Origin of the sequence: Streptomyces sp. H27-H1 (assembly GCF_026627445.1) — a bacterium.
Lineage (GTDB): Bacteria > Actinomycetota > Actinomycetes > Streptomycetales > Streptomycetaceae > Streptomyces.
This window is the reverse complement of sequence record NZ_JAPNLJ010000036.1, coordinates 59,043-85,158: the sequence shown is the minus strand read 5'-3', so window position 1 is coordinate 85,158 and position 26,116 is coordinate 59,043. Positions and strand designations below refer to the sequence as shown.

Below are 26,116 nucleotides of genomic sequence, written 5' to 3'. Positions count from 1 at the left end.
CAGCTGACACAGAAGACAAGCGCCCCCCATCTGGTCAAAGACCAGCTCAGGGTCGTTCAATCAAGTGTGCTCATGCGTGGGCATGCCCCTGGCGACGGGCAGGGGGCAGCTAACAGGCAGCGCAAAGGGTCAGTGTAGCCAATAGGCTCACTGATGTCCAGACCAGGTTTCCGGAAACCGGCAACAGGCCTTCCCCGTGTCGTTTAACAACCGTGTGTCCCGCTCGGCTCCCGCATACAGAGCGCGTAACAGTACTGCCCTCTTCGTAGTCGATCCATGCCCGATACCGACCCGATCCATGCCTCGAATCTCGGATCAGGACTGCGTTCTGGCGACGGGTCTGAGAATTGCGCGCCGCGTCCCGTTCGTCAAGGCCCCCTGCTCCGAGCGGATCATCGAAGGACCCTGCCGCTGAGCAACGAAGATCACCCTACTCCCCAACGAGACCGGGGCAAGTCAGGCACTCCGGGTACGCCAAAGGGCGACCACCCTTACGGGTGATCGCCCTCGGCCGAGGCCTCAGAGAGGCCTCAGAGGTGTTACTTGACCTCGACGGAAGCGCCGGCGGCCTTGAGGGTCTCGGCAGCCTTCTCAGCGGCCTCCTTGGCGACCTTCTCGAGGACGGGCTTCGGAGCGCCGTCGACGAGGTCCTTGGCCTCCTTCAGGCCGAGGGAGGTCAGCTCGCGCACGACCTTGATGACCTGGATCTTCTTGTCACCGGCGGCGGTGAGGACGACGTCGAACTCGTCCTGCTCCTCGACCTCGGCGGGGGCGGCAGCGCCACCGGCCGGGGCAGCGGCGACGGCCGCGGCGGCGGTGACGTCGAACTTCTCCTCGAACGCCTTCACGAACTCGGAGAGCTCGATGAGGGTGAGCTCCTCGAACTGAGCGAGCAGGTCTTCCTGGCTGAGCTTCGCCATGATGGGCGATCCTTCCACTAAATCGGCAGGTGCCGGATGTATATAGAGGCGGGCGTAACGGCCCGCTTTGACCCACGCACTAGGCGGCGTGGATCAGTGCGCGAGCCGAATTACTCGGCACCGCCCTGCTCGGCGAGCTTGACGCGAAGCGCTTCCGCGGTGCGGACGAACTTCGACGGCAGCGCCTGGAAGAGCGAGGCAGCCTGAGACTGCTTGCCCTTGAACGCGCCGGCCAGCTTGCTGAGCAGAACCTCGCGGGACTCGAGGTCCGCAAGCTTCTTGATGTCATCGGCGGTGAGCGCCTTACCGTCAAGGACACCCGCCTTGATGATCAGGTTGGGGTTTTCCTTGGCGAAGTCACGCAGGCTCTTCGCCGACTCCACCGGGTCACCGGTGATGAAGGCGACCGCGGTCGGACCAGCGAAGTGCTCGTCCAGCGCGGTGATCCCGGCCTGGTTGGCCGCAATCTTGGTCAGCGTGTTCTTCACCACGGCGTACTGGGCGTTCTCACCGAGGGAACGACGCAGCGTCTTGAGCTGCGCGACGGTGAGACCCCGGTACTCGGTCAGCACGGCGGCGTTCGAGCTCTGGAACGCGTCCGTGAGCTCGGCTACCGCGGCAGCCTTGTTGGGCGTCGGCATAGTGCGTCGGCCTCCTTCCGGGTGATGAGGACCGCTCAGAAGGGGCATAAATACGAAACGCCCCGGCGCAGGCGCCAGGGCGTAGCTCAACCGGAACGAGTTCCGGGAACTTTCCTTGATCACCTGCGCAGGACGTCCGCAGTTAGCGGATCCTTCGGCCACCGAACCCTTGCGGGCACGGCAACGACCAGCGGTCTTTGGCTTCTCCGGAAGAGTACGTGACCGTTCGCCGCTCAGGCAAATCGGTCAGCCCGAGGCGGGCCGCCGGCAGGGATCAGGCCCCCGCGCCGGCCCCGCCCATCTCCTTGAGCATCCCGAAGAGGTCGAAGGTCTCGCTGTCGGCAGGGGCCTGCACGGCGGCCGCCGAGCCGTAGTCCGAGTAGTAGGCGTCCAGGTCCGTCTTGCCCTCGGCAGTCTCCATGGAGACGCTCATGCGGGCCGGGTAGCCGTCCTTGTTGACCCAGAGGTTCGTGTCGTAGCCCTTGAGGCCGGCCTTCTTCATGTTCTCGACCAGCGCCGTGCGGTCGGCCTCGGACAGCACCTTGGTGGACTCGTTGGCGGCGAGCATCTCCTCGAAGCTCAGCGTGCCCTGGTAGTGCTCCGCACTCACGCCCTCGACCTGCTCGGTACCGACGTGCGTGAGGTTCTTCGAGTCGAGCAGGAGCGCGATCTGCTGGGCCGGGTCCTGGTTCAGGCTCTCCATGCCGCCGAGGTTCGCAGCGCCCTCACCTGCGGCCTCCAGGGCGGCGTTCAGGTCCAGCTTCATCCAGCGCTTGCCGTCCAGCTGGGCGGCGTTCGCGGTGCCCATGTCCATGTACATGACGTTGTTCGTCATCATCACGCGGATGGAGTCGGGCACCTCCCCGCCGCCCGCGGCGGCGAGGTCCTTGAACGTCGAGCCCTTCACGGTGATGTCCATGACGGCCGGGTCCCACCCCTGAACCCCGGAAAGCTCCACGGTGCCGCCGCCGGCCTTGCTACCCGACGGCATCGCCATCGTCATGCGGACCTTGGCCGACTTCGCGTCCGCCGTCTTCTTGTACGCGGCCTGGATGGCCTCGGCGGGGCTCTGCTTCGCCGCCGCCGGAGACTGGGCCGCGGACTTGTCCGCGGCCTTCGTAGCGCCGTCCTGACATCCCGTGACGCCGACCACGACGGTGACCGCGGCCACCGAGACACCGGCACGCGTCCATACGGACTTCTTCTTCATTCCCCACCCCTTGGGTATCGCTCTGCGGAACAGACCGCGAACTTCCCGCGCACGCGCGGGCAGTTCACTGTGAACCACGTGTGGATCGCCTGTCGAACAGGTTAGAGCTCAGGCTAGCGACACCGACTGACAAAAAAACCGGGCCCCCCGCCCCCCTGGAAGGGGACGAAGGGCCCGGATTCGGCCGTTCAGCGAGCCGTGAGGCTCAGAGCCCGCAGGCTCGGGGCTGATCAGACAGCAGCCGGGTCTTCCTCGACGAGGAGGTTCCGGGTGCGGTTGGAGTCCAGCAGGATGCCGGGGCCCATGGTGGTGCTGAGGGCGGCCTTCCTGATGTAGCGGCCCTTCGCGGCGGACGGCTTCAGACGAAGGATCTCGTCCAGGGCCGCGCCGTAGTTCTCGACCAGCTGCTCATCGGAGAAGGAGACCTTGCCGATGATGAAGTGCAGGTTCGAGTGCTTGTCGACGCGGAACTCGATCTTGCCACCCTTGATCTCGGTGACAGCCTTCGCGACGTCCATCGTGACGGTGCCGGTCTTCGGGTTCGGCATCAGGCCACGGGGACCGAGCACGCGGCCGAGGCGGCCGACCTTGCCCATGAGGTCCGGGGTGGCCACAACGGCGTCGAACTCGTTGAGGCGGTTGCCCTTGGCGATCTCGTTGATGAGCTCGTCGTCGCCGACAATGTCGGCGCCGGCGGCTACCGCGGCCGCAGCACGGTCACCGGTCGCGAAGACCAGGACCCGGGCGGTCTTGCCGGTGCCGTGCGGGAGGTTCACGGTGCCGCGGACCATCTGGTCGGCCTTGCGCGGGTCTACACCCAGGCGGAAGGCGACCTCGACGGTGCTGTCGAACTTGGTCGCGGAGGTCTCCTTGGCGACACGGACGGCCTCGAGCGGGGCGTACAGCTTTTCCCGGTCGATCTTGGCGTCCGCAGCGCGGAGAGTCTTGCTGCGCTTCACTTCTGCTCCTGTGTTGTGATCAGGCATGGAGTCGTGGTGCGGACCAGCGCTTGGCCCTACCACTGTCGTGCTGGGTGGCTGAATCAGCCTTCGACCGTGATGCCCATCGAACGCGCGGTGCCGGCGATGATCTTCTCGGCCGCGTCGATGTCGTTGGCGTTCAGGTCAGGCATCTTGAGCGTGGCGATGTCGCGGACCTGGGCGCGCGTAAGCTTCGCGACCTTGGTCTTGTGCGGCTCGCCAGAGCCCTTCTCCACGCCAGCGCTCTTCAGGATGAGGCGCGCGGCCGGGGGAGTCTTGGTGATGAAGGTGAAGGAGCGGTCGTCGTAGACCGTGATCTCCACCGGCACGACCATGCCACGCTGCGACTCGGTCGCGGCGTTGTAGGCCTTGCAGAACTCCATGATGTTGACGCCGTGCTGACCGAGCGCGGGGCCGACCGGCGGAGCCGGGTTGGCCGCACCGGCCTTGATCTGGAGCTTGATAAGCCCCGTGATCTTCTTCTTCTTGGGAGGCATTGCTCTCTCCGGGTCCTAGTGAGAGTTTTTCGCCGCCAATCCGGTCATCCGGATGGAGGCATACCGCACCACGATAACGGGTATCGGCGCGGGGCTGAAAACCGAGCAGGTCAGACCGCCCGCAAGCGGGCAATCTGACCTGTCCGGAAGCGTGTGTCAGAAGACCGTGGATCAGTTCTTCTGGATCTGGTCGAAGCTGAGCTCGACCGGGGTCTCGCGGCCGAAGATCTCGACGAGACCCTTGACCTTCTTCGAGTCCGGGTTGATCTCGTTGATGGTCGCCTGCAGCGTCGCGAACGGGCCGTCGGTGACGGTGACCGAGTCGCCGACCTCGAAGTCCAGGACCTCGATGGCGCGCTTGATGGCGGGCGCCGGCAGACCGGCCTCTTCCGCTGCCAGCTTGGCGGCCTTCTCCTGCAGCTCAGGAGCGAGCATCTTGACGATCTCGTCCAGGGTCAGCGGGTACGGGTCGTACGCGTTGCCCACGAAGCCGGTGACACCGGGGGTGTTGCGGACGACGCCCCAGGACTCGTTCGTCAGATCCATGCGGACGAGAACGTAACCGGGCAGCTTGTTCTGCCGGACGTTCTTGCGCTCGCCGTTCTTGATCTGGACGATCTCTTCCTCGGGCACCTCGGCCGAGTAGATGAAGTCCTCGACGTTCAGCGAGACGGCACGCTGCTCGAGGTTCGCCTTCACGCGCTTCTCGTAGCCGGCGTAGGTGTGGATGACGTACCACTCACCCGGCAGGCTGCGCAGTTCCTCGCGCAGCGCCTGGATGGGGTCGACCGGCTCGGCGGGCTCGGCGTCGGCGGCCTCTTCGGCCTCCACGTCGGCCTCGGCCACGGCGGCGTCCTCGTCGGAAGCCTCTTCGGCCTCGTCCTCGGTCTCGTCGGACTCGTCGTCGGCCTCTTCGGCCTCGGCGTCGTCCTCAGCCTCGGCGTCTACCTCGCCCTCGACGTGCAGCGCGGCCTCTTCGGCGGCGACACCCGCCTCGGCGTCGGCGAGCTCGGCCTCATCGGGGTCCACGGCGTCTGCAGCCTCGACGATGTCGAGCGCGTCCTCGACGGACTCGACGGAGTCGGGGCTCGCGTTCAGGTTCGGGTCAGACACGGTGGCTGCTTCTTCCTGGATACAAAAGGTGGTCGAACATGCGAAAACGGGCGGCAGCCATCAAGGCGCCGCCCTCCGCGGGGATCAGCCGAAGACGAACTTGATGGCTTCCTGGAACCCGTAGTCAATCACGGTCACCAGACCGATCATGATGACGACGAAGACAATCACCACGGAGGTGTAAGTCGTCAGTTGGTTTCGGGTGGGCCAGACAACCTTGCGGAGCTCCGCGACGATCTGGCGGTAGAAAAGCGCGAGACGACCCAGAGGGCCCTTCTTGCCGCGCTTGCCGCCCTTGCGGGCCTTCTTCTCGCGAGTGTCGTCCTCGGCGTCAGGCATGTCGATGGAGCCCAGGGCGTCCGTCACGTCTCTCACCTGAATCCGGGTCGTGGCCGTAGCCGCGCCCGGTTGCGCCGCACGGCACTGCATCGAAATACGTACCTGCGCACACGTCCGAGAAGGAGTGTGGAGCAGGGCCGGAGGGACTTGAACCCCCAACCGCTGGTTTTGGAGACCAGTGCTCTACCAATTGAGCTACGACCCTTTGCGTGCCCCAACCTACCGCATTCAGGCGAGTGCACGGTGTGCTCACGCTCTGCAGTGGTCGGCGAGGGCCAACGACGGTTGAGTGTACGTGGTCCGGGCCCTGACGTCGAACAGGACCACCTGACGAGCTCCCGTCCGGTAACTGAAACGGAGTGCGGCGCTCGTTTCGCGTCTGGGACGATTGGCCGCATGAGCTCTGAAACGCCTTCCGCCGAGCGCCGCGTATCCGCCCGTATCGGTGCCATCTCCGAATCCGCCACCCTCGCCGTCGACGCCAAGGCCAAGGCCCTCAAGGCCGCAGGGCGTCCGGTGATCGGTTTCGGAGCGGGCGAGCCCGACTTCCCGACCCCGGACTACATCGTCGACGCCGCGGTCGAGGCCTGCCGCAACCCGAAGTACCACCGCTACACCCCGGCCGGCGGTCTGCCCGAGCTGAAGGCCGCCATCGCCGCGAAGACGCTGCGCGACTCCGGCTACGAGGTCGACGCTTCCCAGGTGCTGGTGACCAACGGCGGCAAGCAGGCCATCTACGAGGCGTTCGCGGCCATCCTGGACCCGGGTGACGAGGTCATCGTCCCGGCTCCGTACTGGACCACGTACCCGGAGTCGATCCGTCTCGCCGGCGGTGTCCCGGTCGACGTCGTCGCCGACGAGACCACCGGTTACCGCGTCTCCGTCGAGCAGCTCGAGGCGGCCCGCACCGAGCACACGAAGGTCGTCCTCTTCGTCTCCCCGTCGAACCCGACCGGCGCCGTCTACTCCGAGGCCGACGCCGAGGCGATCGGCCGCTGGGCCGTCGAGCACGGTCTGTGGGTCCTGACCGACGAGATCTACGAGCACCTGGTCTACGGCGACGCGAAGTTCGTCTCGCTCCCGGCGATCGTCCCCGAGCTGGCCGACAAGTGCATCGTCGTCAACGGCGTCGCCAAGACGTACGCGATGACCGGCTGGCGGGTGGGCTGGATCGTCGGCCCGAAGGACGTGGTCAAGGCCGCGACCAACCTCCAGTCGCACGCCACCTCCAACGTCTCCAACGTGGCCCAGGTCGCGGCGCTGGCCGCCGTCTCCGGCAACCTGGACGCCGTCCACGAGATGCGCACCGCCTTCGACCGCCGCCGTCAGACGATGGTGCGGATGCTGAACGAGATCGAGGGCGTCTACTGCCCGACCCCCGAAGGCGCGTTCTACGTGTACCCGGCGGTCAAGGACGTGCTCGGCAAGGAGATCCGCGGCAAGCGCCCGCAGACCTCCGTCGAGCTCGCCGCCCTGATCCTGGACGAGGCCGAGGTCGCGGTCGTCCCGGGCGAGGCCTTCGGCACCCCCGGCTACCTGCGCCTCTCCTACGCCCTGGGCGACGAGGACCTGGTCGAGGGCGTCTCCCGCATCCAGAAGCTCCTGGCGGAGGCCAAGGCCTAGGTCCAAGCCTGACGCAGCCCGTCCCCGAGCGGCGGTTCCCCGACGGGGAGCCGCCGCTCGGGCGTAGTGCGGCCCCGCCCGCGTTCGGGCGGTCTGCCAGCCCGTCCGGCGTTCGAGGACCGGGCCCCGGCGGGCCCGGGAGGCCTCCGCGCCGGCGGCCTTCGCTCCCGCTCATGCGTTCGCGCAAGCCCCCGATCGGTAAAACCCCCTCCCGCGGAGCGCGGCGGTGCGGCAGGATCACCGGATGGAGCACGTACGCGATCTCACGCTTCTGCCGAAAGCCCACCTCCACCTGCACTTCACCGGTTCGATGCGCCCGTCGACACTGCTGGAGCTCGCCGACAAGTACGGCGTCCGCCTCCCGGACGCCCTCACCTCCGCCGAGCCGCCGAAGCTGCGCGCCACCGACGAACGCGGCTGGTTCCGCTTCCAGCGGCTCTACGACTCCGCCCGGTCCTGCCTCCGTGAGCCCGAGGACATCCAACGCCTGGTCCGCGAGGCCGCGGAGGAGGACGTACGGGACGGCAGCGGCTGGCTGGAGATCCAGGTGGATCCCACGTCCTACGCCCCCCTCCTCGGCGGGATGATCCCGGCGGTGGAGATCATCCTCGACGCCGTGGACGCCGCTTCCCGCGAGACCGGCCTCGGCATGCGCGTCGTCATCGCCGCCAACCGCATGAAGCACCCCCTCGACGCCCGTACCCTCGCCCGGCTCGCCGTGCGGTACGCCGACCGCGGCATCGTCGGGTTCGGCCTCTCCAACGACGAGCGCCGCGGCATGGCCCGCGACTTCGACCGGGCCTTCGCCATCGCCCGCGAGGGCGGCCTGCTCGCGGCACCGCACGGCGGCGAGCTCACCGGTCCGGCCTCCGTCCGCGACTGCCTCGACGATCTGCACGCTGCCCGCATCGGGCACGGCGTACGGGCCGCGGAGGATCCCCGCCTGCTCAAACGGCTCGCCGACCGGCAGATCACGTGTGAGGTCTGCCCGGCGTCCAATGTCGCCCTCGGGGTCTACGAACGCCACGAGGACGTCCCGCTGCGCACCCTCTTCGAGGCCGGGGTCCCGATGGCCCTCGGTGCGGACGACCCGCTGCTCTTCGGGTCCCGGCTCGCGGCCCAGTACGAGATCGCCCGCCGGTACCACGCCTTCACGGATGCGGAGCTCGCCGAGCTGGCCCGCCAGTCGGTGCGCGGCAGCGCCGCGCCCGCCGACGTCCAGGAGAAGCTGCAGGCCGGGATCGACCACTGGATCGCCTCGTAGGGGCGACCCGGTGGGCGGTCAGCGGGTGAGCCGCAGGTCGCCCTCGTGGCAGTCGGCCCGTACCCGGGTGCCGTCGGGGAAGCCGATCTCCAGGTGGGTGCGCCCCTGTGCGGGCAGCGCGAACTCGGCGACCGATTCCACGGTCTCGCCGAGGTGGCGCAGGAAGGGGTGGTCTCCGAGGTCCTCACCGACTTCGACGCGGCCCCACTCCCCCATGTCGTAGGGCTCGTGGGGTGACTCGGATTCCACGATGAGACAGGCGTCGGACCCGGTGGTGATCCGGGTGGACTCCCCGTCGCTGTCGAGGAGCCAGACGTCGAGGGGCGCCTCGGAGCGTTCGCCGTCGCTGATGTGCCAGGACGCGACGACCCTTCTGATCGTGCGTCCCACCAGCCGGGTGGGGTCCGTACCGGCCCCGTGCAGGGGACAGAGCATGGGCGGGCCGGGACTCCTCAGATGCTGACGCCGACCGTCACCGGCTCGTTGACCAGGGTGACGCCGAAGGCCGCGTGGACACCCGCCACGACCTCGCGGGCGAGCGCGAGAAGGTCTTCGGTGGTGGCCTCGCCCCGGTTGGTGAGGGCGAGGGTGTGCTTGGTGGAGATCCGGGCGGGACCGTCGCCGTAGCCCTTGGTGAAGCCGGCCTTGTCGATCAGCCAGGCCGCGCTGGTCTTCGTACGGCCCGCGCCGGCCGGGTACGCGGGCGGGGTCGCGTCGGGGCCGAGCCGGTCCTGGGCGCGGGCGAGGAAGGCGGCGTACGCCTGGTCGCCGAGGATCGGGTTGTGGAAGAAGGAGCCGGCCGACCAGGTGTCGTGGTCGGCGGGGTCGAGCACCATGCCCTTGCCGGCGCGCAGCCGCAGGACGGTCTCGCGGGCCTTCGCCGCGGGCACCCGGTCGCCGGCCTCGACGCCGAGGGCGCGGGCGGTTTCGGGGTACTTGACCGGCGCGGACAGGCCGCCCGCGTCCTCCAGGGCGAACCGGACGCGCAGGACGACGTACCGGTCCGGCTGGTGTTTGAAGAGGCTGTCGCGGTACGAGAACGCGCACTCGGCGGCCGAGAGCGTGAGCGTTTCCCCGCGCGTGCGGTCGTAGGCGACGACCTCGGTGATCGTGTCGCATACCTCTTGGCCGTACGCCCCGACGTTCTGGATCGGGGTGGCGCCCGCCGAGCCGGGGATCCCGGCGAGGCATTCGATGCCCGCGAGCCCGGCGTCGACCACGCGGGAGACGGCTTCGCTCCAGTTCTCCCCGGCCGCGAGCTCCAGCCGGGTCCCGTCGAGCGTGAATCCGGTGGTCGCGATCCGCAGGGCGGTGCCGTCGAAGCCCTGGTCGCCGATGACCAGGTTGCTGCCGCCGCCGATGACCAGGAGCGGAGTACCGCTCTCGTCCGCGGCGCGCACGGTGGCGACGACCTCGGCGTCGGTGGTCGCGGTGACCAGCCGGGCGGCGGGGCCGCCGAGCCGGAAGGTGGTCAGGGGGGCGAGGGGGGCGTCCTGGAGTTCCTGCACGTGGACAAGAGTACGGTCCGCGCCCCCCCGACCAGGCGGGGCCACGGACCGTACGCACCCGGTCGGGCTCAGTAACCCTGCTTCTGCTGGGCGAGGCGCCGCTCCGCCTCGCCCCAGCTGATGGGCAGCTCGCTCGCCGGGACGGTCCAGAAGGTGAACCCGGACTCCTTCATGTACGCGGCGGCCGCCCGCGAGCTGGAACGGTGCGGCTCGCTGCGCGCGAAGCGGTACAGCGCGTCGCGGTCCTCCCAGGCCGACAGCGTCAGGAAGGTCCGGCTGAAGACCCGGGCCCGCAGGGCGGCCCCGTGCGCGCCGGGGGCCTTGCGGATCTGGAGGATGATGCCGGGCGCCTTCAGGAAGAACCGGATCGCTCCGGTCAGGCTCGCGGTCTCGAAGCGGGAGGCCATGACGTAGACCTCGGCGTAGGGGGCGGCCTGGGTGGGCGTGGACCAGGGGATGTCTGGCATGGCGGACTCCTCCGTCGTGGGACTACGAGGACAGTAAGGGCCTCAAATCGCCTTCTGGGTAGTACATTCGCGCGCGGGATCAGCCTGCGGCGACCTTCTCCAGCGCCCCTGTAGCGGCGGGCTCGACGGCGGGTGCGAATTCTGCCGCAACCTTGGACTTACGAGGCAGCAGCAGGGCGAGGCCGGCGGCCAGCGCGACGGCCGCGGCGCCGATCCAGAGGGCGGGGATGGTGCCGTCGGTGAAGGACTGCCCGGTCTGGTAGCCGCCCTGGGAGGAGAAGACGGAGGCGAGGACGGCGACGCCGAGGGCTCCGCCGACTTCGCGCAGGGCGCTGTTGGCTCCGGCGGCCTTGCCCTGGTCGGCCGGGGACACGGTGGACATGAGGGCATTGGAGGCGGGGGCGAAGAACAGGCCCATCCCGATGCCGCTGATGATCAGCGCCGGAAGCTGGGAGGCGTAGGAGACGTCCGTGCTCAGGATCATGGCGAACCAGCCGAGGCCGATGGCCTGGAGGGCCAGCCCGGCGGCGACGACGGGCCGGCTGCCGATCCGGTCGGAGAGGATTCCGGATATCGGGGCGGCGATCATGGGCATCGCGGTCCAGGGGAGCATGCGCAGCCCGGCTTCGGTGGGCGAGTAGCCGAGGACCCCCTGGAGGAACTGGCTCAGCAGGAAGATCGAGCCGAACATTCCGACGAACATCAGCAGGCTCGCCATATTGATGCCGAAGAAGCCCGGGCTGCGGAAGAGCCGCATGGGCAGCACCGGGTTGGCGCTGTTGAAGCCGTGGTGGATGAACCCGCCCACGAGCGCGACTCCCACCAGCAGCGCCGTGAGCACGGGAAGGCTGGTCCAGCCGTGCGCGTTGGCGTTGACCAGCCCGTAGACGATGCCGAAGAGCCCTCCGCTGATGAGCAGGGTGCCCGTGACGTCGAGCTTCGCCGGCGGGGCGGTGGACTCGCTGAGCCGGAGCCGGGAGAGCGGGATGAGCGCCAGTCCGATCGGGACGTTCAGCCAGAAGATCCACTGCCAGGAGATGTGCTCGGTGAGGCTGCCGCCGATGAGCGGCCCGCTCGCGACGGCGAGGCCGGTGAGGGCTCCGTAGATGCCGAGGGCCATTCCGCGTCGGGCGGCGGGGACGGCGACGGTCAGCAGCGTGAGCGAGAGTGGCATCATGATCGCCGCGCCGACTCCTTGGACGGCTCGGGCGGCGATGAGCTCTTCGATGCCGGGCGACAGGGCCGCGGCGGCGGACGCGACGGTGAACACGGCCGTACCGGCTATGAAGAGCCGCCGGCGGCCGAACCGGTCACCGAGGGCCGCGCCGAACATGAGCAGGACCGCGAAGGTGAGCGTGTACGCGTTCACCGTCCACTCCAGGTCCTCCAGCCTTCCGCCGAGGTCCTCGCGGATGGAGGGGAGCGCGGTGGTGACGACGAGGTTGTCGAGCGCGGCCATGAAGCTGGCGGCCCCGGTGATGACGAGGGCCCAGATCGCGGGCCCGCGAAGCTTGGTGTCTTGCATGTCTCCCCCAAAACTAGTTATTGATCACTAACTTCAACGGACAGAGCTGGGCTCCGCAGCGGCCGGGACACGGACAGGGTCACAGGCGCCGTCACGGCACGGACACCGCCCCTGACACGGTCGGTGAGCGAACGAGAAGGCGGGATGGAGGGGTGGGCTCGGCGGGTTCGGCGACTCAACTCGCCCCATCGGACCTGTCGGACCTGTCGGACCTGTCGGCCGGGAAGGGCCCGTCTACTGGGGCCGGGCGCCCGGGTAGCAGACATCCCAGACGCGGTGGCCGGGCGGGAACCCCATGGCGGACAGGGTGTTGATCAGCATTCCGTGGGCCAGGAACGTGCTCGTCTCCTTCGGGTCCGCCCCGAGCGGCACGTGCAGGGTGTCCCACAACTCCATCCAGGCGGCCCGCACCATCTCGCCGAATTCCGGCTCGCCGGCTGCCTCGGCGGCGGCGACGGCCACGTACGTCTGGAGCTGCATCTGGAGCTTGTCGGGCTGCTCGGCGATCAGCGTCATGTATGCCGCGCCCATCACCTCGACCGCGCCCTCGCCCTGGAGGTCCTTGGCGGCCCCCTCGAGGACCAGCCGGATGTCCTCCATGCAGCGGGCCGCGGCGGCGAGGAAGATGGCCTGCTTGTTCGGGAACAGCCGGAACAGGTACGGCTGGGACACCCCGACCCGCTTGGCGATCGCCTCGGTGGAGGTTCCGTAGTACCCGCCCCGGGCGAACTCGCTCATCGCCGCCAGGATGACGCTCTCGCGCCGCTCGCCCGCACTCATCCTTGCCATGCTTCAAAGTTAGTGCTCAATCACTAACTTGACAACCCTTGGCCCGGAGCGAGTACCAAAAAGGCCCTGACCTGCGAGTTTCCTCATAGATCAGAGCCTTGTCGGCAAGCAAGGGGTAAGGACGGGGAGGGCAGACCCTTACGCGAGGGCGACCACCGCGCGCGACATCCCCAGCACCTTCTGCCCGGCGCTCATGGCCGTCAGGTCGACCCGCACCCGGTTGCCGTCCAGTTTCACCGCGACCTTGCCCGTGACCTCGATCAGCGCGCCCTGCCCGTCGTTCGCGACGACGACCGGCCTCGTGAACCGCACCCCGTACTCGACGACCGCACCCGGGTCGCCGACCCAGTCGGTCACCACGCGGATCGCCTCGGCCATGGTGAACATGCCGTGGGCGATCACGTCGGGCAGTCCGACCTCGGTGGCGAACTTCTCGTTCCAGTGGATCGGGTTGAAGTCACCCGACGCACCCGCGTACCGCACCAGCGTCGCCCGCGTGACGGGGAAGGACGCCGCCGGCAGCTCGGTGCCGACCTCGACTTCGTCGTACCGGATCTGGGCAGCCATCTCAGGCCTCCTCGGGAGCGGGAGTGGGAGCGGGAGTGGCGGCGGGCTCGGGCTCGGGCGCCCGGGAGACGAGCTTCGTCCAGGCGGTCACCACCCGCTCGCCGGACTCGTCGTGGACCTCACCGCGGATGTCGATGACGTCATTGCCCGCGAGCGACTTGATGGTGTCGATGGTCGACGTCACCGTCAGCCGGTCACCGGCCCGCACGGGGCGCGTGTACGCGAACTTCTGGTCACCGTGCACGACGCGGCTGTAGTCCAGCCCCAGCTGCGGGTCGGCGACGACCTGGCCGGCCGCCGCGAATGTGATGGCAAACACGAAGGTGGGTGGGGCGATCACGTCCTGGTGACCGAACGCTTTGGCTGCTTCGGGATCCGTGTACACCGGATTGGCGTCACCCACGGCGACCGCGAATTCGCGGATCTTCTCCCGGCCGACCTCGTACGGATCGGTGGGCGGGTAGCTCCGCCCCACGAAGGACTGGTCGAGCGCCATGACTCCCTACCTCCCTGTTGAAACGATCTGTCGAAACGATCTGTTGAAACGACACAAGGCCGCCCCCCAAAGAAGGGGACGACCTCATGACTTCGAGCTGTTTAACGAAACGTCGCTAGTTGTTAGCGGGTCTCGCGGTGCGCGGTGTGCGAGTTGCAACGCGGGCAGTGCTTCTTCATCTCAAGACGATCCGGGTCGTTACGCCGGTTCTTCTTGGTGATGTAGTTCCGCTCCTTGCACTCCACGCAGGCCAGCGTGATCTTCGGGCGGACGTCGGTGGCAGCCACGTGAGTGCTCCTTGACGGACAATTGGACGGATGAACGCATAAAAGAGTAGCCGATCGGGAGACCGACCCCGCAATCGGCTACTGTGTGTAGCGGCGACCGGACTTGAACCGGTGACACAGCGATTATGAGCCGCTTGCTCTACCGACTGAGCTACGCCGCTTTGATGAGATCCGCCCCCCACCCGAGGGTGGGGAACCTCTCTCACCAGAGCCCCAATGCGGAATCGAACCGCAGACCTTCTCCTTACCATGGAGACGCTCTACCGACTGAGCTATTGGGGCGAGCGAGGAAGACATTACACGGTCGCCCGCCGATCGCCCAAATCCTTTGCGGGGCCTGGCCTCGGAGCGCCACCACGGCCTTTCTTGATCGCCGCGCAAGCTGCCCCCGAACCCCTCCCGGACGCCTTTTCACCCCGAAAAGTGTCCGGTGTCACACCCGGGCTCACCCGAACCACACCCAGAGTCACCACGAAGCGCCCCCGCCGACCCCCGCTGGACGAAGCCCCCACCCCGAAGCCGGAGGCGGAGCCGGCGCTAAGGCACTCCGAGGCGGGGGCGGTGGGCCGGGGCGGGGCGCGGCGGGCCTGGCGCCTGAGGCGAAGCCGGGGTGGGACGGAGCCGGGGGTGGGGCGGAGCCGGGACGAAGCCTGAGCCCAGCGCGGGAGCCAAAGCGAAGCCGGGTGCGGGAGCCGAGGCGGGGGCCCGGCGCGGAGGGCGGAGGTAGACACGGAGCCCGAGGCGGGGTCGGCCCGGGGGCAGGAGCGGAGCCGGAAGCGCTCGTGGAGACCGAGGCCGGGCTCGGGGGCTCGGAGCCCGGCGCCAAGCTGGAGGCGAAGCCGGGGGTGGGGCGAAGCCGCCGCCCCGATCGGAAGCCGGGGCGGAGGGCGGGGCCAGACGCGGAGCCCGATACGAGGTCGGCCCCCGGCAGGAGGCGGAGGCGGAGCCGGAGGCGGAGGCGGAGGCGGAGCCGGAGGCGGACGCGTGCCCCGGGCGGGCAAGCGGGGCAGGCCTGCGGGAGGGCCCGCACCGGGGCAGGCGAGCCCTGAGCACGCAGACAGGCACGGGGACGGGGACGGTCCAGGCTCAGGGCCGCAGGCGCGCACGGGGCGGGGCCGCAGACACCCACAGGGGCCCGGGGGGGGCGGCCCCGCTTACATCCCCGCGGGCAGTGTCGGGCCGACGCCGGCACGGTTTTCTGGCTCGGCTCGGAGGTCCACCGCGGAGTGCGCTTCGGGCGGGGCCTCGGGGGGCGCCTCGGTGGGGCCGTGGAAGAGGTACCTCGGCGGTGCCTGGAAGAGGTGCCTCAGCCGTGCCTTGGGAGCGGCATCTCGGGGTTGCCTCGGAGCGGTGGCTCAGCCGTGCCTTGACCGCGGCGCCTCGGAGGTATCTCTGGGCGGCGCGTCGGCCGTGCCTTGGGAGCGGCGCCTCGGGGGTACCTCGGAGCGGTGCCCTTGCCGTGCCTTGGCAGCAGCGCCTCGGGGGTGTCCCTGGAGCGGTGCCTCCGTGCATTGGGAGCGGCACCTCAGGGGTACCTCGGAATGGCGCCTCGGGCGTGCCTTGGGAGCAGCGCCTCCGGGCCATGCCTGGGCCGTGCTTCGGCACCAACGCCTCAGGGGTGTTCCTGGCGGTGCCTCGGGCGGGCCTTGGGAGCGGCGCCTCGGGGTTCGGCTGCCCGGGGGGCCTCGCGGGCGCGATTCGCCCAGACTCACCGGTACGACTATTGGCCTCTTCCGCGAAGCGGGCAGCCCTGGCCCCTAGGCTCTGACCACGCTGCGTGATCTTGGGCCGCGGGCCGCGGCCACGGCCCCAGGAACCCGCCCGAGCCACCGCAGGAGCGCGATGTCCGACAGCCAGCCGCCGCAGCCGTCCCACTCGCCGCGCAAGTCCCCGACCGGCAGCGGTCCGGGCCAGGGCCAAGGACAGGGGCACGGCCCCGAGGGTGCTCAGGGAAGCCCGGGACCGGTGACCCCCGAGTCCTCCACCCTGCTCCTGGTCGGCGCCCGCCTCACCGACGGCCGCACCGTCGACGTCCGCCTCGGGGGCGGCCGGATCCAGGCCGTCGGGACCGCCGGCAGCCTGCCCGCCGCCACGGGCTCCCGCGTCGACCTCAGCGGCTACCTCCTGCTCCCGGCCCCCGCCGAGCCCCACTCCCACGGGGACACCGCCCTGACCGCGGACAGCGAGGGGCCCGTCTCCTACTCCCACGACGAGGTGCAGCGCCGCGCCACCGAGGCGGCCCTCCTCCAGCTCGGGCACGGAGCCACGGCAGTCCGGTCCCACGTGCGCATCGGCGATGTGCACGGTCTCGGCCCCCTGGAGGCCGTGCTCCAGGCACGCCGTTCCCTGCGCGGGCTCACCGATCTCACGGCCGTCGCCGTTCCCCGCCTGCTGACCGGGGTGGCCGGGGCCGACGGGCTCGCCATGCTGCGGGACGCCGTGAAGATGGGCGCCTCAGTCATCGGCGGCTGTCCCGACCTCGACCCGGACCCCACCGGCTTCCTCGAAGCCGTACTGGAACTCGCCGCCGAGCACGGCTGCCCCGTCGACCTGCACACCGACGGCGACGACCCCGCCCGCCTGTCCCGGCTCGCGACCATGGCCGGCGGGCTGCGGCCGGGGGTCTCCATCGGGCCCTGCGGCGGTCTGTCGCGGCTCCCGCTCGACGTGGCGACCCGGGCCGCCGACCGGCTGGCGTCCGCCGGCGTACGGGTGACCTGTCTCCCCCAGGGCGACTGCGCGGCCCTGGAACGGCGGGGCCTGCGCACCGCCCCCGTACGGCTGCTGCGCGCCGCCGGGGTCCGCGTCGCGGCCGGCAGCGGGGCTCTGCGCGACGCGGGCAACCCGGTCGGGCGCGGGGACCCGCTCGAAGCCGCGTACCTCCTGGCCTCCCAGGGCGGGCTCCGCGCCACCGAGGCCTACCACTTGGTCGCCGGCGCTGCCCGTGAGGCGATGGGTCTGCCGGAGGTACGGGTGGAGGCCGGGTTCCCGGCGGAGCTGCTCGCCGTGCGCGGGGACCGGATCGCGAGCGTGCTGTCCCTCGCGTACAGCCGGATCGTGATCCACCGCGGGCGGGTGGTAGCCCGGACGAGTGCCGTACGGGAGTACTGCGATTCCGCCGTCGCGGTGGCATTGGACCTGCCCCGCCAGGGCCGTACGGAGCCCGGACCCTGAGCGTTCACCGCTCGTTCCCGGGCGCGGGGGCCCGGCTCGTCGTACGGTCGTGGCATGCGCATCGTCATCGCGGGTGGACACGGTCAGATCGCGCTGCGGCTGGAGCGCCTGCTCGCCGCGCGCGGGTACGAGGTCGCGGGTATCATCCGCGACCCGGCACAGGGCGACGACCTCAGGGAGGCGGGCGCCGAACCGGTGCTGTGCGACCTGGAGTCGGCGTCGGTCGAGCATGTGGCGGGCATTTTGCAGGGCGCGGACGCCGCGGTGTTCGCGGCGGGCGCGGGTCCCGGCAGCGGGGTCGGGCGCAAGGACACGGTGGACCGGGGTGCGGCGGTGCTGTTCGCGGACGCGGCCGAACGGGCCCGCGTACGCCGTTTCCTCATGGTCTCCTCGATGGGCGCGGACTCCCGCCGCGAGGGTGACGAGATCTTCGACGCCTACCTGCGCGCCAAGGGGGAGGCCGACGAGCACGTCCGCACCCGTCTGGGCCTGGAGTGGACCGTCCTGCGCCCGGGCTCGCTGACCGACGACGCGGGCACGGGCCTGGTCCGCCTGGAGTCCCGGACGGGCCGCGGGCCGATCACCCGCGACGACGTGGCGGCGGTGCTCGCCGAGCTGATCGAGACTCCCGCCACCGCGGGCCTCACCCTGGAGCTGATCGCCGGCTCGACCCCGGTCCCGGTGGCGGTCAAGGACGTGGCAGGCAACTAGCGCCCCCGACCGGCCGGGGCGGCACCGCCCCGGCCGGTCGGAAGGTGAACACCGCTCAGAAGGCGGCCGGTGGACGGCCGGTCAGAAGTCGACGGTCAACCGGTCGTCGGACCGCCCGACCGAATCCTGGTGGAACCGCTTCTCGTACGCCTCCCGGATCCGCTCGATGCGCGCGCCGCGCTCGTCGGCCTCCTTCTCCGGGTACAGCAGCACCACCTCGTACGAGGTCTCACGGATGAGCTTCCCGTCCCGCTGCCACTGGCCGAGCCCGTCCTGGAGGGTCAGCCCCTCGGGGAAGGCAGGGGTGATCTCACGGTCGAGGAACCCCATGAACTCCCGCTCCCCGACCGGCGGACGGCCGTCCGGCCGCTCGGTGCCGAAGTAGAGCCGGGTCTCCTGGTAGGGGCTCCCCACCTCGCTGTGCATCGCCGCTCCGACCAGAGCCGGGATCCCTGCTCCGAGCAGGGCGAGGAGAACCCCGCCGCCGACCTTGCCACGCGTGTCATAAGTCCATTTCACGTCGGATGAACGACCGTCGCCCCGCATCGGCACGCCCGATCCGCCCGATGGCCGCACCCCGCGCCCACTCCGTCCGGCCGCTCACGCGGTTTCCAGTCTGCGCCGCCACCACGGGGCTCCCGGCGGGGCGTACGGATCATTGAGCGTGCGGGCGAGGAACCGTACGTCGAGCGGCGCGAGCACGGCCCGCAGTTCCCGGGCGGCACGGCGGGGCAGGGCCAGGCAGAAGGCTTCCAACGTCTCCCGGTGATCGCCGCCCCAGGGGGACTGACAGCAGGGGCAGTCGTCGTACCAGCTCGGGTAGATGATCCACGATGCTCCGCGCCCGTACACCGTCTCGCGCCAGGCGGACAGGGCTCGATAGGCCGCGCCCGGCTCGTACTGGTGGCGTTCTACACGGGCGATCTCCATGAGGGTGCGGGAGGAGACACCCGGCACGACGGCTCGGTCACCCTTTCGGGACGACCTGCGTGGCAGGTCCGACCTGACCTGCGCGGGCGCCTTACGCGCCATGGCCCTTTCGGCCGCTGATGCCGGCGCTGATGCCGGTGCCGGTGCCGGTGCCGGTGTTCAAGCTGATGCTGATCATGTGAACAGCATGCGCTGCGGACCGCTCCGCTGCCCACCGGATTTTGGTGCCCTGTGTACGAGAAAACCCCCGCCCATCGCATTTCTGCAATGAGCGAGGGTTTCACTCGCGTGGCGGCGCCAGGGTTCGAACCTGGGTAGGCTGAGCCGGCAGATTTACAGTCTGCTCCCTTTGGCCACTCGGGCACACCGCCATGATCGCTGCCGTCTTTCCGCCTTTCGGCGGCGCTCCGTGGCAACGACGTAAACGATACCCGATGACCGGGGGTGCTTCGCCACCGGATTGATCAGCACCGCACGTGGGCGCGGTGGCTAGGCTTTGCCGAGCGGTCCGGGGATATCCGGCCGCGCCCTTCGGGGCCGTCACTACCGACTTCAAGGAGCCACAGCACATGGCCGACTCCAGTTTCGACATCGTCTCGAAGGTCGAGCGGCAGGAGGTCGACAACGCCCTCAACCAGTCCGCCAAGGAGCTCTCGCAGCGCTACGACTTCAAGGGCACCGGCGCCACGATCGCCTGGTCCGGCGAGAAGATCCTGATGGAGGCGAACTCCGAGGAGCGCGTCAAGGCCGTCCTGGACGTCTTCGAGACCAAGCTGGTCAAGCGCGGGATCTCCCTCAAGGCGCTCGACGCCGGTGAGCCGCAGCTGTCCGGCAAGGAGTACAAGATCTTCGCCACGATCGAGGAAGGCATCTCCCAGGAGAACGCCAAGAAGGTCGCGAAGATCATCCGTGACGAGGGCCCCAAGGGTGTCAAGGCCCAGGTCCAGGGCGAGGAGCTGCGCGTCAGCTCGAAGAGCCGTGACGACCTCCAGGAAATCCAGGCCCTCCTCAAGGGCAAGGACCTGGACTTCGCCATCCAGTACGTGAACTACCGCTGATCACGGGCTTCGGCCCCTGTTCAGCCCGCACGCCGGCCCGGCGGTCCTTCGAGGACCGCCGGGCCGCGGTCGTTGCGGCGGGGCGCCGGCGGGGCGCCGCGGGTGGGCTCCGCGGGACCGGCGCTCGGAGTGGATGCGTGCCGGGCGTGAGCGGCGTACGCGCCCGTGGCGCCCTCCATGTCCCCTTGGGCGGTGGGGAGTGCGCCCACCAGGGTGAGGGGTGTCCGTCACCGCCTCGACAGGGGGTTCCCGTATACCTGGGGCGGACACGTTTCGCGAAGACTTCGGGGCGTCCGTGGTGGTCGCCCTGGTCGCGCTGCCGCTCTGCGTCGGAGTGGCCGTCGCCTCCCGGGTGCCGGCCGAACTCGGCATCCTCACCGGGGTCGTGAGCGGGCTGGTCACCCGCTGGTTCCGGGGCAGTTCCCTCCAGGTGAGCGGCCCGGCCGCCGGGCTCACGGTGCTCCTCTACAAAGCCGTGCGGACGTACGGGCAGCCCGCGCTCGGCGTACTCGTCCTCGCCGCCGGCCTGGTGCAGCTGGGCATGGGTGTGCTGCGGCTCGGGCGTGGTTCCGGGCGATCTCCGTGGCGGTCGTGCAGGGGATGCCGGCCGGCATCGGGCTCGTGCTGATCGCCGGTCAGCTGTACGCCCTGGCCGGGGTGGAGGCCCCGGTACGGACCCTGGAGAAGCTGGCCGGAGCGGTCGAGCTCGGCGGGCGCGCGGACTGGACCGCCGTGGCCCTCGGGGCCGGGACCGGCGCCGTCATGGTGGCCTGGCGGCGGATGCCCGACCGGCTGCGGCTCGTACCGGGGGCGCTCGTCGGGGTCGCGGCCGCCACCGCCGTGGCCGTGCTGCTGCGGCTGCCCGTGGAGCGGGTGCGGGTCACGGGCGTCCTGTCGGCCGTGACTCCGCCCGGCTGGGAGGACTTCGGGGTGCTGGCCTCCGTGGGGACCGCCGGGACCGAGGTCGCGCTCGCGCTGATCGCCTCCGCCGAGACGCTGTTCAGCGCGGCGGCCGTGGACCGCATGCACGACGGGGACCGGACCGACTACGACCGCGAACTGGTGTCGCCCAGGGTGTCGGGAACACCCTCTGCGGGATGCTCGGCGCACTGCCGATGACCGCCGTCATCGTCCGCAGTGCCACCAACGTCGAGGACGGTGCCCGCACTCGGGCCTCCCGGATCCTGCACGGCGGCTGGCTGCTGGTGTTCGCCGTGGCCGCCCCCGGGCTGCTGGAGTCCGTCCCGCTCGCCGCGCCGGCCGGGGTACTGCTGCACGCCGGCTGGAAGCTGCTGCCGGTGCGGGCGGTGGCCGCCCTGTGGCGGTCGCACCGGGGCGAGGCGGTCGTTTTGCTGGCGACGGCCTCGGCGATCGTGGCCACGAACCTCTTCGAGTGCGTCCTCGCCGGGCTGGGGCTCGCCGTCGCCAAGGCTGCCTGGGAGACCTCCCACGTCCACATCGAGCCGGTATGGGAGGGCGAGGAACTAGCGCCTGCGGATCCTGGGTAACGCCAGCTTCCAGCGGCTGCCCAAACTGCTCGACGAGCTGGACGCGCTGCCCCGCGGCGGCGCCGTGCACCTCGACCTGAGCGGGCTGCGCCACCTCGACCACGCCTGCCTGACCGCGCTGAACGGCTGGGAGCGGACCCGCACACCGGTCCCCTGAAGGGAAGGCGTCACCTAGCCCGGCTACCCTCCGCCCGTGGACGTCTTGAACAACGAAATGAAGCGCACCCTGGGCGTCTTCGACGCCGTCGTCGTCGGGCTCGGGGCGATGATCGGCGCCGGGATCTTCGCCGCCCTGGCCCCGGCGGCCCGCGCGGCCGGCGGGGCGCTCCTCGCGGCGCTCGGGATCGCGGCCCTGGTGTCGTACTGCAACGCGCGCTCCTCGGCGCGGCTGGCCGCCCGGTACCCCTCCTCGGGCGGCACCTACGTGTACGGGCGCGAACGGCTCGGGCCCTTCTGGGGCTATCTGGCCGGCTGGGGCTTCGTCGTCGGCAAGACGGCCTCCTGCGCGGCGATGGCCCTCACGGTCGGGGCCTACGCCTGTCCCGGGCAGCAGCGCGCGGTGGCCGTGGCGGCGGTGGTGGCACTGACCGCCGCGAGCTACGGCGGGGTGCAGAAGTCGGCCCGGATCGCCCGGGTGATCGTGGCGGCGGTACTGGCCGTGCTGGCCGGGGTCGTCGTGGCGTGCCTGTCCTCAGGCGCGGCCGACGCGGGCCGTCTCGGCGGCCGGGACTGGGCCGCGGCCGGGCTGTTGCAGGGCGCCGGGCTGCTGTTCTTCGCCTTCGCGGGCTACGCCCGGATCACCACGCTGGGCGAGGAGGTGCGCGATCCCGGGCGCACGATCCCGCGTGCGGTGCCCCTCGCCCTGGGGATCGCCCTGCTCGTCTACGCCGCGGTCGCGGTGGCGGCGCTGTCGGTGCTCGGAGCCGGCGGTCTGGGGCGGTCGGCGGCTCCGCTGGCCGACGCCGTGCGCGCGGCCGGGTGGCCCGGACTGGCTCCCGTCGTCCGGGTGGGCGCCGCCCTGGCGGCGCTGGGCTCACTGCTGGCACTCGTACTCGGGGTGTCGCGGACCACCCTGGCGATGGCGCGGGACGGCCATCTGCCGCGCGCGCTGGCCGCCGTGCATCCCCGGCACCAGGTGCCGCACCACGCCGAGCTGGCGGTGGGCGCGGTGGTGGCGGTGCTCGCGGCCACCACCGATCTGCGGGGCGCGATCGGCTTCTCGTCCTTCGGCGTGCTGGCCTATTACGCGATCGCGAACGCCTCCGCGTGGACTCTCGATTCAGGTGTCAAGGACCGGGCCGTGGCAGTGGTGGGACTGTCCGGCTGCGTGGTGCTGGTCTGTGCGCTGCCCGCCGCGTCCGCGGTCGCGGGGGCCTCGGTGCTGGCGCTGGGCGCGCTGGCCTACGGTGTGCGCCGGCGGCTCACACCCGGGATCTGAAGTCTGCCCAGGGGGTCATTTCCAGGTCCCATTCCTCCCCGGCCCCCGATTCCTCGCTGAACCAGGCGCTGCCGTCGAGCCAGCCGCGCAGCCAGTCGGCGAGCGTGGGCGATTCGAGGAACCAGGCGAGGCCGGGATCGCCCGAGTTCGGTTCGAACAGCAGGACTTGGGCGGTTGCCGAGCGGCAGTCCACGCAGGCGCGCAAGCCGCAGCCGAAGTCGGCTATGGGCAGTACGCCTTCGGGCCAGCGCCAGGCCGAGGCGCGCATCGCGGTGTACTCGGCGGCGGCGCGCTCCAGGGGCAGCAGGCCGTACTCGGGGCCGAAGCCGCCGTCCGCGACGCGGGTGTGGAGGGCCGCGAGGAGGGGTGGCAGGGCGAAGCCCAGGGTGGCCTCGGCCCGGTGCAGGTCCGCGGTGGGCAGGGTCGCCGGGAGGGGTGCGGCCGGGGTGCCGGTAGCGGCGTACCGCCCCTGGTGGGGGCTGTGCGCGCGTGCGGCGACTTGCTTCAGCAACTGCTCGATTTCATCCATGCACGCAGAGTGACATCCCTCACTGACAATCGACCTGACCTGGGCTTTCAGCTGTCGGCGGCGGCGGTTTCAGTCCGCTTTCCGCTCCGTCTCCCGCGCCGAGTCGTACCCGACGAAGAAAGTGGGCCGGCGCTGCACGGCCGTGTAGATGCGGCCGATGTACTCGCCGAGCAGGCCCACGCAGATCAGCTGGACCCCGCCGAGGAACAGCATCACGATGAACAGCGAGGTCCAGCCGGGGACAGTCTTGCCCTTCAGGTAGATCGCCAGGGTGGCGCCCACCATCAGCAGGCAGCCGAAGAAGCTGGCCACGCCGAGCCAGGTCGCCAGGCGGAGCGGGGCCGCGGAGAAGTTGATGATGCTGTCGATGCCGAGCCGGAGCATCTTGCTCAGCGGGTACTTGGTCTCGCCCGCCACCCGCTCCTCGCGCTGGTAGGCGACCTGGCCGCTGGGGAAGCCGAGCCACGGCACGAGCAGCCGGTACACCTGGTGCTGGTCGGGCATGGCCTTGACCGCCTCGACGGCCGCGCGGCTCAGCAGCCGGAAGTCGCCCGCCTGCGCGGGCACCTGCTTGCCGACCAGGCGGCGCACCAGCCAGTAGTACGCGCCGGCCGAGTGCCGCTTGAAGCCGGTGTCGGTGCTGCGGTCGGCCCGGACCCCGTAGACGATGTCGAGACCGTCCGCGCGGGCCAGGTCGAGCATCTCCGGGATCTTCTCCGGCGGGTCCTGGAGGTCCGCGTCGATGCTGGCGACGTACGCGCCCGTGGCGCTGTGCAGGCCCGCGGTGAGGGCGGCCTGGTGGCCGGAGTTCCCGCGCAGCCGCACGACCCGCAGCTCGGGCCACTTGGCCTGGAACTCGGTGAGGAGCTCCGCGGTGCGGTCCTTGCTGCCGTCGTCGACGGCGACGACCTCGTAGCGGACGGCCATGGCGTCGAGTGCCGGGCGCAGCCGGACGACCAGGGCGGGCAGCGCCTCTTCCTCGTTGTACATGGGCACGACCACCGAGAGGATCGTGGAGCCCTCGGAGAGCTCGGAAGGCTCAGAGGGCTCGGAAAGCTCGAAGGGCTCAGTCGACATCGGTTCTTCCCTGCCCGTTGTGCGTGCCGCTCGTCCGCGTCACTCGTCCGCAACCCGGAACTTTAATACGAGTCGATGAGCCGGATCCGGGCTCGGCGCGGCTCAGCGCGAGGCGAACGGGGCGTCGGTGGGGACGATCTCGCGGCCCAGCGGGAGCAGGGAGAGCGGGACCATCTTGAAGTTGGCGATGCCGAACGGGATGCCGATGATCGTGATGCACAGCGCGATGCCGGTGACGATGTGGCCGAGGGCCAGCCACCAGCCGGCGAGGACCAGCCACAGCACGTTCCCGACACAGGACGCGGGGCCCGCGTCACGCCGTTCGACGGCGGTGTACCCGAAGGGCCACAGGGCGTACACCGCGATGCGGAACGAGGCTATGCCGAAGGGGATTCCGATGATGGTGATGCAGAGGATCACGCCCGCGAGGCAGTAGCCCAGGAAGAGCCAGACTCCGCTGAGGACGAGCCAAATGAGGTTCAGGATGGTCTTCACTGACTGCGGCCTGCCATCTGTTCGAGCCGGGCGATGCGCTCGGCCATCGGAGGGTGTGTGGAAAACATTCTGGACAGTCCCTCGCCGGGGCGGAAGGGATTGGCGATCATCATGTGGCTCGCCGTCTCCAGTCGCGGCTCGGCGGGCAGCGGGAGCTGTTTGGTGCCGGCGTCCAGTTTGCGCAGGGCGCTGGCGAGGGCGAGCGGGTCGCCGGTGAGCTGGGCCCCGGAGGCGTCCGCCTCGTACTCGCGCGAACGGCTGATGGCGAGCTGGATCACGGAGGCCGCCAGCGGGCCCAGGATCATGATCAGCAGCATGCCGAAGAGGCCCGGTCCCTCGTCGTCGTTGGAGCGGCCGATGGGGATCAGCCAGGCGAAGTTGACCAGGAACATGATCACGGACGCGAGGGCGCCGGCGACCGACGAGATGAGGATGTCGCGGTTGTAGACGTGGCTGAGCTCGTGGCCGATGACCCCGCGCAGCTCTCGCTCGTCGAGTATGCGCAGGATCCCCTCGGTGCAGCAGACGGCGGCGTTGCGCGGGTTGCGGCCGGTGGCGAAGGCGTTGGGGGCCTCGGTCGGGGAGATGTAGAGCCGGGGCATGGGCTGGCGCGCGGACGTGGAGAGCTCGCGCACCATGCGGTAGAGCTCGGGTGCCTCGAACTCGCTGACGGGGCGGGCCCGCATCGCGCGTAGAGCCAGCTTGTCGCTGTTCCAGTACGCGTACGCATTGGTGCCGACGGCCACGAGCACGGCAATGATCAGGCCGCCCCGGCCGAAGAGGCTTCCGATGACGATGATGAGGGCCGACAGACCGCCGAGGAGTACGGCGGTCTTCAGCCCGTTGTGCCGGCGGTGCACGGTGCGCCCTCCAAGTGGTGCGGCAGGGGAACCCGTCCAGGATTTGTGGATCGGAGGGCCTACGGTCCAGTGGACCCTTCCTTCCTGGTCAACGCCAGGTGAGGGCGGCA

General features: G+C 70.2%; 27 protein-coding genes, 4 tRNA genes and 1 pseudogene. 7 read left to right on the top strand and 25 right to left on the bottom strand.

Annotated features, from left to right (window positions below):
• Positions 1-539 precede the first annotated feature (539 nt).
• The 8 genes from rplL to OTB20_RS30785 all read right to left on the bottom strand — a co-directional run bounded on the left by rplL (position 540) and on the right by OTB20_RS30785 (position 5,905).
• The gene (gene rplL / locus OTB20_RS30820) at positions 540-920 is read right to left on the bottom strand and encodes a 50S ribosomal protein L7/L12 (protein ID WP_267751590.1); all 381 of its coding nucleotides are present in this window, start codon (positions 918-920) and stop codon (positions 540-542) included.
• Positions 921-1,030: 110 nt separating this feature from the next.
• Complete coding sequence (gene rplJ / locus OTB20_RS30815) at positions 1,031-1,561, bottom strand: 50S ribosomal protein L10 (RefSeq protein WP_267751591.1); 531 nt, start codon at positions 1,559-1,561, stop codon at positions 1,031-1,033.
• A gap of 274 nt (positions 1,562-1,835) precedes the next feature.
• Positions 1,836-2,771, bottom strand: a complete 936-nt coding sequence (locus OTB20_RS30810; RefSeq protein ID WP_267822500.1) for a hypothetical protein — start codon at positions 2,769-2,771, stop codon at positions 1,836-1,838.
• A 230-nt stretch (positions 2,772-3,001) separates the two neighbouring features.
• Positions 3,002-3,730, bottom strand: a complete 729-nt coding sequence (gene rplA, locus OTB20_RS30805) for a 50S ribosomal protein L1 (RefSeq protein ID WP_267822498.1) — start codon at positions 3,728-3,730, stop codon at positions 3,002-3,004.
• A gap of 83 nt (positions 3,731-3,813) precedes the next feature.
• A complete protein-coding gene (gene rplK / locus OTB20_RS30800; RefSeq protein ID WP_267751595.1) occupies positions 3,814-4,248 on the bottom strand; it encodes a 50S ribosomal protein L11 in 435 nt (144 codons plus the stop codon).
• A gap of 171 nt (positions 4,249-4,419) precedes the next feature.
• Entirely contained in the window at positions 4,420-5,361 is a 942-nt protein-coding gene (nusG, locus tag OTB20_RS30795; RefSeq protein ID WP_267822497.1) for a transcription termination/antitermination protein NusG, read from the bottom strand.
• Between the two features lie 84 nt (positions 5,362-5,445).
• Positions 5,446-5,727 carry a preprotein translocase subunit SecE gene (gene secE, locus OTB20_RS30790; protein WP_243333337.1) on the bottom strand — a complete coding sequence of 94 codons (282 nt, stop codon included), beginning with the start codon at positions 5,725-5,727 and terminating at the stop codon, positions 5,446-5,448.
• A 105-nt stretch (positions 5,728-5,832) separates the two neighbouring features.
• Positions 5,833-5,905: transfer RNA gene (locus OTB20_RS30785), tRNA-Trp, on the bottom strand.
• A gap of 191 nt (positions 5,906-6,096) precedes the next feature.
• Here OTB20_RS30785 and OTB20_RS30780 point away from each other — a divergent pair.
• Positions 6,097-7,323, top strand: coding sequence for a pyridoxal phosphate-dependent aminotransferase (locus tag OTB20_RS30780; protein WP_267822496.1), 1,227 nt, complete (start codon positions 6,097-6,099; stop codon positions 7,321-7,323).
• A 244-nt stretch (positions 7,324-7,567) separates the two neighbouring features.
• A complete protein-coding gene (locus tag OTB20_RS30775; protein ID WP_267822494.1) occupies positions 7,568-8,587 on the top strand; it encodes an adenosine deaminase in 1,020 nt (339 codons plus the stop codon).
• An 18-nt stretch (positions 8,588-8,605) separates the two neighbouring features.
• Here OTB20_RS30775 and OTB20_RS30770 read toward each other — a convergent pair whose 3' ends face one another.
• The 10 genes from OTB20_RS30770 to OTB20_RS30725 form a co-directional block, all read right to left on the bottom strand.
• Complete coding sequence (locus OTB20_RS30770) at positions 8,606-9,022, bottom strand: hypothetical protein (RefSeq protein ID WP_267822492.1); 417 nt, start codon at positions 9,020-9,022, stop codon at positions 8,606-8,608.
• A 17-nt stretch (positions 9,023-9,039) separates the two neighbouring features.
• The gene (locus tag OTB20_RS30765; protein WP_267822490.1) at positions 9,040-10,095 is read right to left on the bottom strand and encodes a UDP-N-acetylmuramate dehydrogenase; all 1,056 of its coding nucleotides are present in this window, start codon (positions 10,093-10,095) and stop codon (positions 9,040-9,042) included.
• 68 nt (positions 10,096-10,163) lie between these two features.
• On the bottom strand, positions 10,164-10,562 hold the full coding sequence (locus OTB20_RS30760; RefSeq protein ID WP_267822489.1) for a DUF3291 domain-containing protein: 399 nt from the start codon (positions 10,560-10,562) through the stop codon (positions 10,164-10,166).
• A gap of 79 nt (positions 10,563-10,641) precedes the next feature.
• Positions 10,642-12,087 carry a DHA2 family efflux MFS transporter permease subunit gene (locus tag OTB20_RS30755; protein ID WP_267822487.1) on the bottom strand — a complete coding sequence of 482 codons (1,446 nt, stop codon included), beginning with the start codon at positions 12,085-12,087 and terminating at the stop codon, positions 10,642-10,644.
• A gap of 234 nt (positions 12,088-12,321) precedes the next feature.
• Positions 12,322-12,876, bottom strand: coding sequence for a TetR/AcrR family transcriptional regulator (locus OTB20_RS30750; protein WP_267822484.1), 555 nt, complete (start codon positions 12,874-12,876; stop codon positions 12,322-12,324).
• A gap of 138 nt (positions 12,877-13,014) precedes the next feature.
• Positions 13,015-13,443 (bottom strand): MaoC family dehydratase, encoded by a 429-nt coding sequence (locus OTB20_RS30745; protein ID WP_267822482.1) that lies wholly within the window; start codon positions 13,441-13,443, stop codon positions 13,015-13,017.
• A gap of 1 nt (position 13,444) precedes the next feature.
• Positions 13,445-13,939, bottom strand: coding sequence for a MaoC family dehydratase N-terminal domain-containing protein (locus OTB20_RS30740; protein WP_267822480.1), 495 nt, complete (start codon positions 13,937-13,939; stop codon positions 13,445-13,447).
• Positions 13,940-14,061: 122 nt separating this feature from the next.
• Complete coding sequence (rpmG, locus tag OTB20_RS30735; RefSeq protein WP_006604855.1) at positions 14,062-14,226, bottom strand: 50S ribosomal protein L33; 165 nt, start codon at positions 14,224-14,226, stop codon at positions 14,062-14,064.
• Between the two features lie 88 nt (positions 14,227-14,314).
• Positions 14,315-14,387, bottom strand: a tRNA-Met gene (locus OTB20_RS30730).
• Between the two features lie 48 nt (positions 14,388-14,435).
• Positions 14,436-14,508: transfer RNA gene (locus OTB20_RS30725), tRNA-Thr, on the bottom strand.
• 1,560 nt (positions 14,509-16,068) lie between these two features.
• Here OTB20_RS30725 and OTB20_RS30720 point away from each other — a divergent pair.
• Together OTB20_RS30720 and OTB20_RS30715 are read left to right on the top strand one after the other, a co-directional pair.
• A complete protein-coding gene (locus OTB20_RS30720) occupies positions 16,069-17,400 on the top strand; it encodes an amidohydrolase family protein (protein ID WP_267822477.1) in 1,332 nt (443 codons plus the stop codon).
• Between the two features lie 54 nt (positions 17,401-17,454).
• Entirely contained in the window at positions 17,455-18,111 is a 657-nt protein-coding gene (locus tag OTB20_RS30715; RefSeq protein ID WP_267822476.1) for an SDR family oxidoreductase, read from the top strand.
• 81 nt (positions 18,112-18,192) lie between these two features.
• Here the strand turns inward: OTB20_RS30715 and OTB20_RS30710 are convergent, their stop codons facing one another.
• The 3 genes from OTB20_RS30710 to OTB20_RS30700 form a co-directional block, all read right to left on the bottom strand.
• On the bottom strand, positions 18,193-18,630 hold the full coding sequence (locus tag OTB20_RS30710; protein ID WP_267758604.1) for a DUF3574 domain-containing protein: 438 nt from the start codon (positions 18,628-18,630) through the stop codon (positions 18,193-18,195).
• Positions 18,631-18,711: 81 nt separating this feature from the next.
• On the bottom strand, positions 18,712-19,068 hold the full coding sequence (locus OTB20_RS30705) for a hypothetical protein (protein WP_267822474.1): 357 nt from the start codon (positions 19,066-19,068) through the stop codon (positions 18,712-18,714).
• Between the two features lie 262 nt (positions 19,069-19,330).
• Positions 19,331-19,412: transfer RNA gene (locus OTB20_RS30700), tRNA-Tyr, on the bottom strand.
• Positions 19,413-19,610: 198 nt separating this feature from the next.
• Between OTB20_RS30700 and OTB20_RS30695 the strand changes: the two genes are divergently transcribed.
• The 3 genes and pseudogenes from OTB20_RS30695 (at position 19,611) to OTB20_RS30685 (ending at position 23,045) form a co-directional block, all read left to right on the top strand.
• Positions 19,611-20,099: a YajQ family cyclic di-GMP-binding protein gene (locus OTB20_RS30695; RefSeq protein WP_267758601.1), complete on the top strand. Its 489-nt coding sequence runs from the start codon at positions 19,611-19,613 to the stop codon at positions 20,097-20,099.
• A 220-nt stretch (positions 20,100-20,319) separates the two neighbouring features.
• Positions 20,320-21,764 (top strand): annotated as a pseudogene (locus OTB20_RS30690) (SulP family inorganic anion transporter).
• A 57-nt stretch (positions 21,765-21,821) separates the two neighbouring features.
• On the top strand, positions 21,822-23,045 hold the full coding sequence (locus OTB20_RS30685; RefSeq protein ID WP_267822534.1) for an APC family permease: 1,224 nt from the start codon (positions 21,822-21,824) through the stop codon (positions 23,043-23,045).
• On the opposite strand, the gene OTB20_RS30680 is transcribed toward OTB20_RS30685, so the two are convergent.
• The 4 genes from OTB20_RS30680 to htpX all read right to left on the bottom strand — a co-directional run bounded on the left by OTB20_RS30680 (position 23,029) and on the right by htpX (position 26,006).
• Positions 23,029-23,574 (bottom strand): SMI1/KNR4 family protein, encoded by a 546-nt coding sequence (locus tag OTB20_RS30680; protein ID WP_267822472.1) that lies wholly within the window; start codon positions 23,572-23,574, stop codon positions 23,029-23,031. The genes OTB20_RS30685 and OTB20_RS30680 overlap by 17 nt on opposite strands.
• 69 nt (positions 23,575-23,643) lie before the next feature.
• Complete coding sequence (locus tag OTB20_RS30675) at positions 23,644-24,651, bottom strand: glycosyltransferase family 2 protein (RefSeq protein ID WP_324290434.1); 1,008 nt, start codon at positions 24,649-24,651, stop codon at positions 23,644-23,646.
• A 102-nt stretch (positions 24,652-24,753) separates the two neighbouring features.
• Positions 24,754-25,146 carry a YccF domain-containing protein gene (locus OTB20_RS30670; protein ID WP_267822470.1) on the bottom strand — a complete coding sequence of 131 codons (393 nt, stop codon included), beginning with the start codon at positions 25,144-25,146 and terminating at the stop codon, positions 24,754-24,756.
• Positions 25,143-26,006: a zinc metalloprotease HtpX gene (gene htpX / locus OTB20_RS30665; RefSeq protein ID WP_267822468.1), complete on the bottom strand. Its 864-nt coding sequence runs from the start codon at positions 26,004-26,006 to the stop codon at positions 25,143-25,145. Before htpX ends, OTB20_RS30670 begins: the two co-directional genes overlap by 4 nt.
• Between the last annotated feature and the right edge of the window lie 110 nt (positions 26,007-26,116).

Bases quoted from the DNA above. Each gene is read 5' to 3' on its own strand.
- OTB20_RS30780 (WP_267822496.1), top strand. From the start codon at position 6,097: ATGAGCTCTGAAACGCCTTCCGCCGAGCGCCGCGTATCCGCCCGTATC.
- rplK (WP_267751595.1), bottom strand. From the start codon at position 4,248: ATGCCTCCCAAGAAGAAGAAGATCACGGGGCTTATCAAGCTCCAGATC.
- rplL (WP_267751590.1), bottom strand. From the start codon at position 920: ATGGCGAAGCTCAGCCAGGAAGACCTGCTCGCTCAGTTCGAGGAGCTC.
- OTB20_RS30810 (WP_267822500.1), bottom strand. From the start codon at position 2,771: ATGAAGAAGAAGTCCGTATGGACGCGTGCCGGTGTCTCGGTGGCCGCG.
- OTB20_RS30775 (WP_267822494.1), top strand. From the start codon at position 7,568: ATGGAGCACGTACGCGATCTCACGCTTCTGCCGAAAGCCCACCTCCAC.
- OTB20_RS30675 (WP_324290434.1), bottom strand. From the start codon at position 24,651: ATGTCGACTGAGCCCTTCGAGCTTTCCGAGCCCTCTGAGCCTTCCGAG.
- OTB20_RS30680 (WP_267822472.1), bottom strand. From the start codon at position 23,574: ATGGATGAAATCGAGCAGTTGCTGAAGCAAGTCGCCGCACGCGCGCAC.
- OTB20_RS30685 (WP_267822534.1), top strand. From the start codon at position 21,822: ATGAAGCGCACCCTGGGCGTCTTCGACGCCGTCGTCGTCGGGCTCGGG.
- OTB20_RS30720 (WP_267822477.1), top strand. From the start codon at position 16,069: ATGTCCGACAGCCAGCCGCCGCAGCCGTCCCACTCGCCGCGCAAGTCC.
- OTB20_RS30760 (WP_267822489.1), bottom strand. From the start codon at position 10,562: ATGCCAGACATCCCCTGGTCCACGCCCACCCAGGCCGCCCCCTACGCC.
- OTB20_RS30740 (WP_267822480.1), bottom strand. From the start codon at position 13,939: ATGGCGCTCGACCAGTCCTTCGTGGGGCGGAGCTACCCGCCCACCGAT.
- OTB20_RS30745 (WP_267822482.1), bottom strand. From the start codon at position 13,443: ATGGCTGCCCAGATCCGGTACGACGAAGTCGAGGTCGGCACCGAGCTG.
- OTB20_RS30770 (WP_267822492.1), bottom strand. From the start codon at position 9,022: ATGCTCTGTCCCCTGCACGGGGCCGGTACGGACCCCACCCGGCTGGTG.
- OTB20_RS30715 (WP_267822476.1), top strand. From the start codon at position 17,455: ATGCGCATCGTCATCGCGGGTGGACACGGTCAGATCGCGCTGCGGCTG.
- rplJ (WP_267751591.1), bottom strand. From the start codon at position 1,561: ATGCCGACGCCCAACAAGGCTGCCGCGGTAGCCGAGCTCACGGACGCG.
- OTB20_RS30755 (WP_267822487.1), bottom strand. From the start codon at position 12,087: ATGCAAGACACCAAGCTTCGCGGGCCCGCGATCTGGGCCCTCGTCATC.
- OTB20_RS30695 (WP_267758601.1), top strand. From the start codon at position 19,611: ATGGCCGACTCCAGTTTCGACATCGTCTCGAAGGTCGAGCGGCAGGAG.
- OTB20_RS30750 (WP_267822484.1), bottom strand. From the start codon at position 12,876: ATGGCAAGGATGAGTGCGGGCGAGCGGCGCGAGAGCGTCATCCTGGCG.